Raw genomic sequence first — 13,036 nt, 5'->3', positions numbered from 1 at the left:
CCGTGGATGCCGCACTCGCATTCAAGCCGATCACTCCTCACCGACAGGGGGAACGGTCTCTTCGGATTATCCCTGCCGACCGCGCTGGTTCATCCGTTCCGCCGAACGTGAGTCGGCCTTCTGATACATTTCTGTATTGAATACATTGCTGTATCGAATGGACCGGATGCCCGAGGAGGTGCACGTTGGCCTCGACCACCGATGCGGATACCCCGGTGCGCCGGGTGACCCGCCGGCGCACCGAGACACGTAAACGCCTGCTGACCGCCGCGTATCAGGTCTTCGCCGAAGAGGGCTTCGGCCGCGCCTCGGTGGAGCGCGTCTGCGAACGGGCCGGATACACCCGTGGCGCCTTCTACTCCAACTTCACCTCGCTCGACGAGTTGTTCCTGGCCATGTGGGAGCAGCGATCGGCCGCCATGATCGCCGGTATCCGCGCGACCCTCGACGGCTTCTCGGTCGACGGCATCGCCGATATCCGCGCCGCGGTCGAACGCTTGGACCGCGCCGTGCCGATCGATGAGGACTGGTTTCGCATCACCGCCGAATTCACCTCGCACGCGCTGCGCACACCAAGCCTGCGGCAGGTGATGGCCGGGCGCGAGGAGGCGATCGTCGCGGCGCTGATGCCGACGATCGTCGCCGCACTGGCCCGCGTCGGCCGGACCGTGCCCGATCCCGTCGCGCTCGGACAGGCCCTGGTCGCGGTGCACGACGGCACCGCCGTTCAGGTGCTGATGGAACCCCGCAGCCGCAAAGTGCGCATGCGACGCACCGACCTTTTCTGCCACATCGTGCTGGCCTACAGCACCGAGACCGAAGGATGACCATGACCGACCCGAGTCCCGAATTCACGCAAGAGGCAGATGTCATCGTCGTCGGTGCGGGCCTGGCCGGGCTCGTGGCGACCCACGAACTGGTCAAGGCCGGCCGCAAGGTGCATGTGCTGGACCAGGAGAATCGCAATAACCTCGGCGGCCAGGCCTTCTGGTCGCTCGGCGGATTGTTCTTCGTGGACAGTCCGGAGCAGCGCCGCCTCGGCATCAAGGACTCCTACGAACTGGCACTGCAGGATTGGTTCGGTTCGGCGGGTTTCGATCGTGAGGACCAGGACTACTGGGCCCGCCAGTGGGCGCGGGCCTATGTGCGCTTCGCGGCCACCGAGAAGCGGGACTATCTGCACGAGTTGGGTCTACGGGTGACGCCACTGGTCGGTTGGGCCGAGCGCGGCGGTGCCTTCGCTGATGGGCACGGCAATTCGGTGCCGCGCTTCCACCTCACCTGGGGTACCGGCCCCGAGGTGGTGCGGGTATTCCAGGAGCCGGTGCTCGAGGGTGAGCGCCGCGGACTGGTCGGCTTCAGTTTCCGGCATCGGGTCGACGAGTTGATCGTCGAGGACGGTGCGGTGGTCGGCGTGCGCGGCAGCGTGCTCGAGCAGACCGATCTGGAACGCGGTCGGGCTTCGTCACGAAATGTAGTCGGCGACTTCGAATTCCGTGCCAAGGCGGTGATCGTGACCTCCGGCGGTATCGGCCACAATCACGAGCTGATCCGCCGCAACTGGCCCACCGAACGGCTCGGTCCGGCGCCGGAGACCATGATCTCCGGTGTGCCCGCACATGTGGACGGGCGGATGCTCGGCATCTCCGAGACCGCGGGCGGCGCCATCGTCAATCGCGATCGCATGTGGCACTACACCGAGGGCATCAACAACTGGAATCCGATCTGGCCCGATCACGCCATCCGGATCATCCCCGGTCCGTCCTCGCTGTGGTTCGACGCCAATGGAAAGCGTTTGCCCGCACCGTGTTTCCCGGGCTTCGACACCAATTCGACCATGAAGGAAATCCTGGCCACCGGCTACGACTACTCCTGGTTCGTGCTCACCCAGTCGATCATCGAGAAGGAGTTCGCGCTATCGGGCTCGGAGCAGAATCCGGATATCACCGGTAAGGACCTCAAACTCACCCTCAAGAGCCGGGTGGCCAAGGGCGCGCCCGGTCCGGTCGAGGCGTTCAAACAGCACGGGGTCGACTTCGTGGTCGCGAATACCCTGCGCGAGTTGGTCGATGGCATGAACAAGATCGCACGCGGCCCACAGTTGGACTTCGACGAGTTGGAACAGCAGATCGTCGCCCGCGATCGTGATGTCGCCAATAAGTACTCCAAGGATGCGCAGCTGATGGCGATCAACAATGCGCGCCGGTATTTCGGCGATAAGGCGGGCCGCGTGGCCAAACCGCATCGCATCCTCGATCCAGCCAACGGGCCGCTGATCGCGGTGCGGCTCAATATCTTGACCCGCAAAACCCTCGGCGGACTGCAGACCAATCTGGATTCGCAGGTGATGCGACCGGATGGCACCCCGCTGCCCGGACTGTATGCCGCAGGCGAGGTCGCCGGATTCGGTGGCGGCGGTGTGCACGGCTACAACGCGCTGGAGGGCACCTTCCTCGGTGGCTGTATCTTCTCCGGCCGCGCCGCCGGACGGGCGCTGGCAACGAAACCCAGCTAGTTCGCACAGCCCGTCGCGGCGATGCTGGATGGCTGCTGCGGTGTCGTGTTCGTGATCTCCGGCGTGGGCGCGGGCAGAGGTTCCGGGACAGGCTCGGTATAGAGACTCAGGCCGGTGTACCGCTCGCCCTGCTCCAACGAGATCCGGGTGATCTCCACCTGATGCCCGCGGACATCGGTCACCTGTGCCGAGAACGGACCCGGCCCGGCGCCGCTGATCGTCCAGTAGTTGTCCATGCCTCGATTGAGCTCATGCCACGGCCCGTCCGCAGCGGACCGTAAAGCGACCCGCTGGATGGGATTTCCCGATCCGGTCACCAGCATGGCCAGCCAGGAGGGCGAGGAGTCCGGCTTCAGCTCGTAGATCAGCTCCGGCGCGGGCAGCGGATCGCGGACCACGGAGTAGCGGATCTGCGCGACGCCGTCGGACCGGTCAGCGATCTGTTCGAATGCGGCCGTACTCAAATCCAGTTGTCCAGGAGCACATCCCGGGCAGCGGTCGGCGATGAGCACCCGGACATCACCGCGCGGACCGTGCACGTCGAGGTAGGCACCGCACAGATCGGCGTGACCGTATTCCCGCGTGGAGACGCCCACGTAGAAGCCATTCGTCGGCAGTCCGGCAAACGAACACGCGGGACCGGGACCGAACGAGTAGTACCGCGCCTCCCCCGGCCGGGTGGGTGGCGACGCGTCCACCGTATGCCAGTTGGCAATGCCGGTACTGCTGCTGGCCACCATCATTCGCGAGGTTTCGGTCCCGGTATCCGGGACCGAAGGTGTCGCTGTGCAGGACGACTGTCGCTCGGGTCTGGCGATCCAGACCACGACCGCCGCCGCAGTCAGCAAGACGCCAACGGGCAACCACAGCCAGCCCGAGCGGAAGTGCTGGTGTTCGATAGGTATTCGGTGCACCGCTGTCACCGACTTCCGGCTCACCCTGCTCGCGGACTCTCCATCCTGACTCCATCAGGAAAGCAGGCCGACCCGCGACGCATGACTCGAACGAAAAATCTCCGTAGTGAAACAGGCACATGTCGGCAATCCAATGGCAAATAGCCAGCATTCGGCGGCGAAGATCGGAAAAGGTTCACCGCCAGCGACTGCTTGCAGGTCGCTCGAAAGGGTCGGCTACGAGGTGGCCCTTGCCTGCTCGGCGTCCACACCCGAGAGTTGATGATCCATCCGATCGCGCTTGGCGCGCAGGTAGCGGATATTGTGTTCGGTCGGCGTCGCCTGCAGCGGCAGCCGCCGCACCACCGTTACCCCGTAGTGTTCCAGGCCCGCCTGTTTGGCCGGGTTGTTGCTGAGCAGCCGAACCGACCGAATGCCCAGATCGGCGAACACCTGCGCACCCGCCGCATACCCACGGGCATCGACCGGCAACCCGAGTGCGAGATTCGCTTCGACCGTATCGGCGCCGCGATCCTGTAATTCGTACGCCCGCAACTTGTTCAACAATCCGATGCCCCGCCCCTCCTGTCCGCGCAGATAGACCACCACGCCACTGCCCTCCTCGGCGATCGCACGCAACGCTGCGTCGAGTTGGTCGCCACAATCGCAGCGCAGCGAGCCGAGGGCGTCACCGGTGAGGCATTCCGAATGCAGCCGCACCAATACGGATTCGCTACTCGGTTCGCCGAAAACCATTGCGAGGGTTTCGGTTCCGGAGATCTCGTCGCAGTAGCCGATGAGGCGGAATTCGCCGTATCGAGTCGGCAAGCGGGTCTGCACGACCCTGGTCAGGGTGGGTTCGGCCCGGCGGCGGTAAGCGATCAGATCGGCGATCGAAATGATCGGCAGTGCATGGGTTTCGGCGAAGTCGAGCAATTGCGGCAGACGGGCCATCGAGCCGTCGTCGTTCACGACTTCGGCAATCACACCCGCCGGTCGCAATCCGGCCAGCCGGGTCAGGTCGACAGCGGCCTCGGTGTGGCCCGCACGGCCGAGCACACCGCTGGGATGCGCGCGCAGCGGGAAGACGTGGCCGGGTCTGGTCAGCTCGTCCGGCGTGGTGCGGGGATCCGCCAGCGTGCGCACGGTGTGGGCGCGGTCGGCGGCCGAAATCCCGGTCGTCACACCGGAAGCCGCATCCACCGACACCGTATACGCGGTCCCCTTGGGGTCCTCGTTGATCGGTGTCATGGGCGGCAGCTGGAGCCGATCCAGATCCGCGCCGGGCAGCGGTGCGCACAGCACGCCGCTGGTGTGGCGGACCATGAAGGCGATGGCTTCGGGCGTCGCCAGTGCGGCGGCGAGGACCAGATCGCCCTCGTTCTCGCGATCTTCATCGTCGACCACCACGACCATGCCGCCCGCGGCGAGGGCGGCGAGCGCCGTCTCGATCGTGTCCAGCGAACGCTGCTGTGCGAATTCGGTGCGCATATGACTAGTAGAAGTATTTCTATTAGTCATAGCAAGCGCCATCCCGCTCAGTGAGCGGGATCAGGAAGCGCGGCGTCCCTTGCCCTTCGCGGACTTCTTCGGAGCGGTCTTCGTCGCGAGTTTATCCACGTCGGCGAGCAGGGCCTCGGCGAAATCACGCTCGGCCTCGTAATGCCGTATGCACCAACGTAATACCGCGCCCGGATAGGCCCAATCCGGATTCTCGTCGGCGCCCTCGGCATCGACCTCGGCGAGTTTGCGCATCCGCTCCGCATATCCGATGTGCTCGGAGAGGATTTCGCGCAATCGGTCCGGTTCGGCGAGATGCCCCAGCCAGGCGCGCAACATGACACTGTGCTTGAGCACCGGCGCCTCCACCGGTGCGTGGTTCACCCACTGCGCCGCCGCCGTGCGACCGCTCGCGGTAATGGCGTACATGCGCTTGCCGCGCACGCCGTCGTCCTGCAGCACCGTGCGCGAGGTGGCGTAACCGTGTTTCTCGAGGCGTTTGAGCTCGGCGTAGATCTGGCTGAACGATGGGCTCCAATAGAAGAATTGGAGGCTCCAGTCGGCCCATTTCTTCAGGTCGTAGCCGGAGAGTTCGTCGGCGTGCGAGAGCATGCCGAGCACGGCCCAACTCGTCGTCGGCAGGTCGGGAACTTCGGCGCTCGCCGGAGACTTCGCTTCGGTCACGATAGGACTATACCGCTTAGGCATATTTCGGGTGCAAAGTCCCGCTGAGCGGGACACGCCCCGGTGATCGGGGCGCGAGCGCCGGGAGTAGTCTCGCCGCATGTCGCGTACGCGCGTTATTCGGATCGGCACCCGCTCCAGCCCGATGGCCCTGGCCCAGGCCGAGCAGGTCGCCGGATTGCTGGCCGGGCTCGGCGTCGAGAGCGAGCTGGTCAAGGTAACCACGGCGGGCGATCGGTGGATGGGCGACCTGTCGAAGCTCGGGGGTAAGGGCGCCTTCGTCAAGGAGATCGATCGAGCCCTGCTCGATGACGAGGCCGATCTGGCGGTGCATTGCCTCAAGGACATTCCCGGGGATATTCCGGTGCCGGAAGGGCTCGCCTTCGCCGGTTATCTGCCGCGCGAGGACGTGCACGATGCGGTGATCACGCGCACCGGTGCACCACTCGCGGATCTCCCCGAGGGCACGGTCGTCGGCACCAGCTCGGTGCGCCGGACCGCACAGCTGCGGCTGCACTATCCGCATCTTGCGGTGAAACCGTTGCGCGGCAACGTCAATACCCGATTGGCGCGCCTCGAAGAAGGCCATATCGATGTGCTGATCGCGGCCGTATCCGGCCTGCACCGCGTCGACCAGGCGCACCGGATCACCGAAACCCTCGACCTGGACACCATGTGCCCGCCGATCGGGGCCGGCGTGATCGCACTGCAGTGCCGCCACGACGACACCCAACTACTCGATCTCGGTGCGCGCCTGGACGATCCGGCCACCCACCGTCACGCGGATGCCGAGCGGGCAATGCTGCACGCACTGCAGGGCCACTGCAACTCCCCGATCGCCGGACACGCGACGACCGACCCCACCGGACGACTCACTCTGCACGGCAAGGTCTTCAACCTCGACGGCAGCCAGTGGTTGGACGCCAAACACTGGGGCGTCCCGGAGGACCCGAGCGCCCTCGGCTTCTTCGTCGGCGCGGACCTTCTGCGCCAAGGCGCACGCGCGATCATCGACTCGATCCCGCACTGAGGCCCAAGCCACGACATCGGCGCTGTCGCATATCGACCGGCTGTCTCGCATAAGGCAGAGGTTGTGCGACGGCAGTGGCTCGTTCAGTCGGTGAAGCCGTCCATCATGGACAGCACGCGGAGCATGACTTCGTCGGCACCGCCGCCGATGCTGAGCAGGCGGCTGTCGCGGTAGGCGCGGGAGGTCCAGGTTTCTTCCATGTACCCCATGCCGCCGTGCACCTGTAGGCACCAGTCGGCGACCTGTCGGCCGAGGCGGGCGGCCTCCAGTTTGGAGATCGTGGCCATCCGAGTCACATCGGTGCCTGCCATGTAGGACTGGGCGGTGGACTCGGTGTAGACGCGGAGCATGTCGACGCGGGCCGCGAGTTCGGCGTAGGTGTATTGCAGGTATTGGTTCGCGCTGAGCGGGTGGCCGAACAGCTTTCGGTCGCGGGCGTAGTCGCGGGTGGCCTCGAGTTCGATGGCGCAGGTGATGGGGACGCTGTAGGAGGCGAACATGCGCTCCATCACGAATTGCGACATCTGCTGCTGGAAGCCGCGGCCGATTTCACCGATGGTGTTGCGCACCGGAACTCGGACATTGTCGAAGGTGAGCAGGCCGGTGTCGGAGGCGCGCATACCGAGCTTGTCGAGTTTGCGGTCGACCCGGAAGCCCGGGGTGCTGGTGGGGATGATGATCTGGCTCATGCCGCGGTAGCCGCCCTCGTCGGAGGTGCGCACCAAGGTGCAGAGCCAGTCGGCCTGAACGGCATTGGTAATGAACATCTTCGAGCCGTTGATCACCCAGTCGTCACCGTCGCGCCGGGCGTGCGTGCGAATCCCCGCCACATCCGAACCCGCTTCCGGTTCGGTAACCGCTACACCACAGACCATTTCGCCGCGCATAGCGGGCGCGAGATACTCCTGTTTGAGTTCTTCGCTGCCGTGCGCGTGCAGCGACGGCGTCGCCATCGCGACCTGCACCCCGAGCGCCATCGGGAACGAGCCGTGGGCGACCCGCCCGAGCTCCTGGCACAGCACAACCGTGAACAGATGGTCCGCACCCTGGCCGCCGTAGGCCGGATCGTATTCCAGCCCCAGCATCCCGAGCTTCGCCATATCGGCGAAGATCTCGTGCAGCGGCATCCACTCGGCCCGTTCCCACTCGTCGACGCGTGGATTGATTTTCTGCTCGACATACCGCCGAACCAGTGCCCGGAACTCCTGATGCTCATCGCTGTAGATCACATCGCCCTCCTCAATGAGGTCCCACCCCCGACGCTAGCCGAGCACCACACCACACGCAGGCAGGTCGCGCGCACAATTTCGCCGGGCCACGCACTGACTTACCGGCACTTCACGCGCAGCGAGCTAAATGGTGCGCCGCGTCCGTTCGGACAACTCGGTTGACGCGACCACAGCCGAGATGTCTCGCCCCGACCACGACGCCACAGACCCGAATCACCGCCACCGAGCGTGGCGCGGAAACAGCGCCCGGCCCGCCTCGTGCGCAACCTCGACGAGCACCCGCGCCAAACGCGCGGTATCCAACGCCGTTCGATCCCCGCCGACTTGACCGGACAGCGAGAGTGCGCCGATGGCTGCTCCGCGCCCGCGAATCGGCACCGCGACGCAGGAGATCCCGGTCACCGACTCCTCGATGTCCACGGCAATTCCCTGCCGATGCCGGATCCGCGCCAACTCGCGGTGCAGTTCCGCCCGGTCGCAAATGGTCCGCGGCGTCAATTGCGGCAACCGGTCCCGGAAGGAGGTCTCGATAATGCTCGGCTCCAGCGAGGCCAGCATCGCCTTGCCGAGGGCTGTGCAATGCGCGGGCATCCGGCCGCCGAGGCGGGTCGGGATGCTCGCGGTGTAGCGGCCACCGGCCTTGTCCAGGTACAGCACCTCGCGTCCATCGAGCACGCCGAGGTGGCCCACCATGCCGGTCCGCTGACACAGCTCGTGCAGCAGCGGACTCACCACATCGCGAATCTCATTGTGGTCGGCGGCGAGTCCGCCGAGTTCCAGCGGACGCATGCCGAGGCGGTAGCCGCCGGGTGCGTGCGCCAACCAGCGCAGCCGGATCATCTGGTCCAGGATGCGGTGCACTGTAGACCGCGGCAGGCCGGTTCGCTCGGCCAATCCGAGCAGCGTCAGAGTCGGTGTCGAACCGTCGAAAGCGTCTAGGATCAGCGTCATTCGCTCGATCATGGAAACCGGCGGCTGCGCGGGCCGGGTGGTCGGACGACCCGGACCCGATAACAGCTCGTCGGATCCCGGACCGGTCAGCACCTCGACCGTCATGGCGCACCTCCATTGTGTAGCTCATACAGCTTAGAAGTATTTCGATTAGGCATGTCCGTTTTCGGCATACCCGCTTGTGTCCCCAATCACAGTGCCGTCACGCGGACGACGTCGAATCGCGGAAACTACGGAGATCGCTACGGATCTTCTCGGTAGCCGGAACCGAGCATTGACAGCCCACTGCGCGCGCCGCTTACCTTCATGGCGAAACGGAATATTTCTAGTAGAAACTAGGAGCGCCATGGCCGTCGTGCTCGACTTCAAGGCCGTCCTCGGCCGATTCGCCACCGGAGTCACCGCGATCACCGCCCTGGACGGCGCGCAACCCATCGGGTTCGCCTGCCAGTCCTTCTCCGCACTATCGCTGGATCCGCCTGCCGTGGCATTGTTCCCGGCCCGGACCTCCACCACCTGGCCGCGGATCCGCGCGGCGAGCAAGTTCTGCGTGAACGTGCTCGCCGCCGATCAGGAGCAGGTGTGCAAACAGCTCGGCCGCAGCGGACCCGACAAATTCGACGGACTCGACTGGACCCGCTCCCCCAACGGTTCGCCGCTACTCGACGGATCCATCGCGTGGATCGATTGCGAGCTCGGCGGAGAGCTGGACGGCGGCGATCACACCATCGTCATCGGTCATGTCACCGCACTCGGCGCGGGTCGCGAGGCCGATCCGCTGCTGTTCTACCGCTCCGGATTCGAGCGCCTTACCACTGCCTGAGCCGTCTCCCGGCCAGTGAGACCACACCTTTGCGCGTCCATCGCCGCGCCGAACCATCGAAACGACAGCCCGACGAACGTGGAGGAACCATGACCGACGATCAGGTGCGCGTGATCGACACCGGCACCCCGCCCACCCGATATGCCCGGGGTTGGCACTGCGTCGGCCTCGCCGACAACTTCCGCGACGGCAAACCGCACACCATCGAAATCTTCGGCACCGAACTGGTGGTTTTCGCGAGCGCGGACGGCACCCTCAATGTGCTCGATGCCTATTGCCGACATATGGGTGGCAACCTCGGCGACGGCATTATCAAGGGCGACACCATCGCCTGCCCGTTCCACGATTGGCGCTGGCGGGGCAATGGCCGTTGTGCCGCAATCCCTTACGCGCGCCGCGTACCACCGCTGGCCCGCACCAAATCGTGGATCACGTTGGAGCAGAACCGGCAGCTGTTCATCTGGAACGATCCCGAAGGCAATCCGCCGCCCGCGGATATCACGATCCCCCGCATCGAGGGTGTGTTCGGTGATGAGTGGAGCGACTGGACCTGGAACCAGATCACCATCGAGGGCGCGAACTGCCGCGAAGTCATCGACAATGTCGTGGATATGGCGCATTTCTTCTACGTGCACTTCGCCTTTCCAACCTACTTCAAGAATGTCTTCGAGGGCCATATCGCCAGTCAATACATGACCTCGATCGGACGCGCGGATGTGCAGGGCGAATTGGCCAAGGAGGCGGGCGCGGAGAACACGCTGCGTTCGGAGGCGCACTATTACGGACCCTCCTACATGATCGATTACCTCGTCAACGAATCCAGCGGGCAGACGGTCGAATCCGTCCTCATCAACTGCCACTACCCGGTTTCGCCCACCAAATTCGTGCTGCAGTACGGCGCGATCGTCAAGAAGCTGCCCGGCCTGTCACCGGAAGATGCCGATGCGATGGCGGTACGTTTCGCCAATGGACTCGGGCGCGGTTTCGAGCAGGATGTGGCGATCTGGGAACGCAAGACCCGCATCGACAATCCGCTGCTGTGCGAGGAGGACGGGCCGGTCTACCAGCTGCGGCGCTGGTACGAGCAGTTCTACACCGATATCGCCGAGGTGGAATCGAAGATGACCGACCGCTTCGAATTCGAGGTCGACACCACCCGCGCCGTCACGGCGTGGGAGGCCGAGGTCGCCGATAATCTGGCCGCGCAACGCGCGGACGCCTGAACGGATCTGTAATGGATTGCATCACCTGCCATACCTGCCGGAATCAGGTGTCGGTGGTCAAATTCAGTTCCGCGCACACCAGCGTGCAGTGGAGCTCCGTCGCTCGCGCGCACTGTGCCGAGTTCGCATGTAACGACGGCGGTCCCGTGCGCGGGTGTGCGGCATTGCGCGACAGCATCGAAAAGGCCGTCAGTGCGGGAGAAGTCGGGTTGAGTACCCGTGATGGGGATCTGCTGTGAGTGCGGCGGTAACGCTTCGAGTTGTTCGAGTAACTTCCGAAACACGAGATGCGGTCTCGCTGGAGCTTGTCGCCGAACCGGAGCGTCGACTTTCCTGTCGGCCCGGCCAGTTTCTGACACTGCGCATCCCCAGCGAACGAACCGGTTCGGTGGCACGCTCGTACTCGCTGTCCAGTGCACCGCACGAGGGCCGACTCGAGGTCACCGTCAAGCGGACATCGGGTGGGTACGCCTCGAACTGGCTGTGCGATAACGCTGTTCCTGGCATGAAAATCGACAGCTTGCCGCCCGCAGGCATTTTCACACCCGATTCGCTCGACGAAGATCTGCTGCTATTGGCTGCGGGCAGCGGGATAACGCCGATGCTGTCCATCCTGAAATCGGTACTGGCGCTGGGCAGCGGCCGGTGCACGCTGATCTACGCCAATCGTGACGAGAACTCGGTGATCTTCGCCGATGAACTGAAGTCATTGACCGCCGAGCACCCGAACCGGCTCGTTGTGCTGCATTGGTTGGAGTCTGTGCAGGGCTTGCCGTCGATGCCCACACTGACCACTTTGCTCGCACCGTGGCTCGAGCGCCAGCTATTCGTCTGCGGCCCAGCACCTTTCATGGACGCTGTCGTCACAGCCGCCGACCGCCTGGGCATGGACCGGGTGCACGTCGAGAAGTTCATCTCGCTGTCCGGTGATCCTTTCGCCGAAACCGAGGTCGAAGACACCGACGACGCTGCCATCCTCGAGGTCGAGCTCGACGGCACCACGGACGAATTCTCCTGGCCGCGCAATACCGTACTGCTCGACGTGCTGCTCGCGCGCGGTATGGAAGCTCCGTACTCCTGCCGCGAAGGCGCCTGCAGCGCCTGTGTCTGTCGGGTAGTCGACGGCGAAGTGAAAATGCTGCGTAACGAAGTTCTGGAACGTGAAGACCTGGCGGACGGCTATGTACTTGCCTGCCAGGCGGTTCCGGTCACCGATGCGGTCCGGGTCACCTATGAATGAGGAGAATATGGCAATCATCAGCTCGCTCGGTTACGTGCGGGTCGCGGTCAGCGACCCGGATGCCTGGCGCACCTTCGCCTTCGATGTGATCGGTTTCGCCGAGGGCACCGGGCCGGATCCGGACGCCATCTATCTGCGCATGGATGAGCACGTCGCACGATTGGTCCTGGTGCCGGGCGAAACCGACAAGGTGCTCGCCATCGGATGGGAGGTCCGCGACCATCGCGCACTCGCCGCGGCACGAGAAGTTGTTGAGCAGGCCGGAATCGAAGTCACCGCGCTCACCGTGGCCGAGGCGGATGCCCGCAGTGTGGAGGAGGCGATCACCTTCCGCGATCCGGCGGGCACCACCGTCGAAATCTTCCACGGACCGGTCCTGGACCACAGTCCGGTCGTCGGCAAGTATGGAAACCGTTTCGTCACTACGGGACTCGGCCTCGGCCACGCGGTGCTGCCGGTGCCCGATCTCGACGGCGCCTTCCACTTCTATACCGACGTCCTCGGGTTCCTGCCGCGCGGTGCGTTCCGGCTGACCGCACCGCCCGAATACGGCCCGGTGCGTATCCGCTTCCTCGGTGTGAATCAGCGCCACCACAGCTTGGCGCTGATCCCCTCCGGCGGTCAGGAGGGCCCGGGGCTGGTGCACGTCATGGTCGAGGTCGACAGTCTCGACGATGTCGGCCGTGCGCTCGACCGGGTGAACAAGGCCGGATATCACCTGTCCTCGACGATGGGCCGCCATACCAACGACAAAATGATCTCCTTCTATGTCCGCACACCCGGCGGCTGGGATCTCGAATTCGGCACCGAAGGCGTGCTGGTGGATGAGAACACCTACACCGCGGAGGAAATGACCGCCGATAGCTATTGGGGTCACGACTGGGATCGGGGCTGAAAAGATCACGGGCGGCGACCGGCGGCCTGATACCCCTTGACTATCGTCGATAG

12 protein-coding genes are annotated in these 13,036 nt (G+C 64.7%); 7 read left to right on the top strand and 5 right to left on the bottom strand.

Annotation, left to right across the window (positions count from 1 at the left end; genetic code table 11):
- Window positions 1-185: 185 nt before the first annotated feature.
- Window positions 186-827 carry a TetR/AcrR family transcriptional regulator gene (locus OIE68_RS05510; protein ID WP_327098306.1) on the top strand — a complete coding sequence of 214 codons (642 nt, stop codon included), beginning with the start codon at window positions 186-188 and terminating at the stop codon, window positions 825-827.
- Window positions 824-2,515, top strand: coding sequence for an FAD-binding dehydrogenase (locus OIE68_RS05505; protein ID WP_327098305.1), 1,692 nt, complete (start codon window positions 824-826; stop codon window positions 2,513-2,515). The genes OIE68_RS05510 and OIE68_RS05505 overlap by 4 nt, the downstream gene beginning before the upstream one ends.
- Here OIE68_RS05505 and OIE68_RS05500 read toward each other — a convergent pair.
- The 3 genes from OIE68_RS05500 to OIE68_RS05490 all read right to left on the bottom strand — a co-directional run bounded on the left by OIE68_RS05500 (window position 2,512) and on the right by OIE68_RS05490 (window position 5,592).
- Window positions 2,512-3,429 carry an expansin EXLX1 family cellulose-binding protein gene (locus tag OIE68_RS05500; protein WP_327098304.1) on the bottom strand — a complete coding sequence of 306 codons (918 nt, stop codon included), beginning with the start codon at window positions 3,427-3,429 and terminating at the stop codon, window positions 2,512-2,514. The genes OIE68_RS05505 and OIE68_RS05500 overlap by 4 nt on opposite strands.
- A 216-nt stretch (window positions 3,430-3,645) precedes the next feature.
- On the bottom strand, window positions 3,646-4,899 hold the full coding sequence (locus OIE68_RS05495) for a bifunctional 3,4-dihydroxy-2-butanone-4-phosphate synthase/GTP cyclohydrolase II (RefSeq protein WP_327098303.1): 1,254 nt from the start codon (window positions 4,897-4,899) through the stop codon (window positions 3,646-3,648).
- Window positions 4,900-4,959: 60 nt separating this feature from the next.
- Window positions 4,960-5,592: a PadR family transcriptional regulator gene (locus OIE68_RS05490; protein WP_327098302.1), complete on the bottom strand. Its 633-nt coding sequence runs from the start codon at window positions 5,590-5,592 to the stop codon at window positions 4,960-4,962.
- A 100-nt stretch (window positions 5,593-5,692) separates the two neighbouring features.
- On the opposite strand from OIE68_RS05490, the gene hemC reads away from it, so the two are divergent.
- A complete protein-coding gene (gene hemC / locus OIE68_RS05485; RefSeq protein WP_327098301.1) occupies window positions 5,693-6,622 on the top strand; it encodes a hydroxymethylbilane synthase in 930 nt (309 codons plus the stop codon).
- A gap of 83 nt (window positions 6,623-6,705) precedes the next feature.
- On the opposite strand, the gene OIE68_RS05480 is transcribed toward hemC, so the two are convergent.
- Both OIE68_RS05480 and OIE68_RS05475 read right to left on the bottom strand, forming a co-directional pair.
- Window positions 6,706-7,851: an acyl-CoA dehydrogenase family protein gene (locus OIE68_RS05480; protein ID WP_327098300.1), complete on the bottom strand. Its 1,146-nt coding sequence runs from the start codon at window positions 7,849-7,851 to the stop codon at window positions 6,706-6,708.
- A gap of 213 nt (window positions 7,852-8,064) precedes the next feature.
- Window positions 8,065-8,907, bottom strand: a complete 843-nt coding sequence (locus OIE68_RS05475; RefSeq protein ID WP_327098299.1) for an IclR family transcriptional regulator — start codon at window positions 8,905-8,907, stop codon at window positions 8,065-8,067.
- 241 nt (window positions 8,908-9,148) lie between these two features.
- Between OIE68_RS05475 and OIE68_RS05470 the strand changes: the two genes are divergently transcribed.
- The 4 genes from OIE68_RS05470 to OIE68_RS05455 all read left to right on the top strand — a co-directional run bounded on the left by OIE68_RS05470 (window position 9,149) and on the right by OIE68_RS05455 (window position 12,983).
- Window positions 9,149-9,625, top strand: coding sequence for a flavin reductase family protein (locus OIE68_RS05470; RefSeq protein WP_327098298.1), 477 nt, complete (start codon window positions 9,149-9,151; stop codon window positions 9,623-9,625).
- 89 nt (window positions 9,626-9,714) lie between these two features.
- Window positions 9,715-10,848: a Rieske 2Fe-2S domain-containing protein gene (locus OIE68_RS05465; protein WP_327098297.1), complete on the top strand. Its 1,134-nt coding sequence runs from the start codon at window positions 9,715-9,717 to the stop codon at window positions 10,846-10,848.
- A 235-nt stretch (window positions 10,849-11,083) separates the two neighbouring features.
- Window positions 11,084-12,088: a ferredoxin--NADP reductase gene (locus OIE68_RS05460; protein WP_327098296.1), complete on the top strand. Its 1,005-nt coding sequence runs from the start codon at window positions 11,084-11,086 to the stop codon at window positions 12,086-12,088.
- 7 nt (window positions 12,089-12,095) lie between these two features.
- The gene (locus OIE68_RS05455) at window positions 12,096-12,983 is read left to right on the top strand and encodes a VOC family protein (RefSeq protein WP_327098295.1); all 888 of its coding nucleotides are present in this window, start codon (window positions 12,096-12,098) and stop codon (window positions 12,981-12,983) included.
- Window positions 12,984-13,036 lie beyond the last annotated feature (53 nt).

It is taken from the genome of Nocardia vinacea, assembly GCF_035920345.1.
In the GTDB taxonomy this organism is placed as follows: Bacteria; Actinomycetota; Actinomycetes; order Mycobacteriales; family Mycobacteriaceae; genus Nocardia; species Nocardia vinacea_A.
Note: the sequence above shows the minus strand (reverse complement) of the source record. Positions and strands in the feature narration are given on the sequence as shown.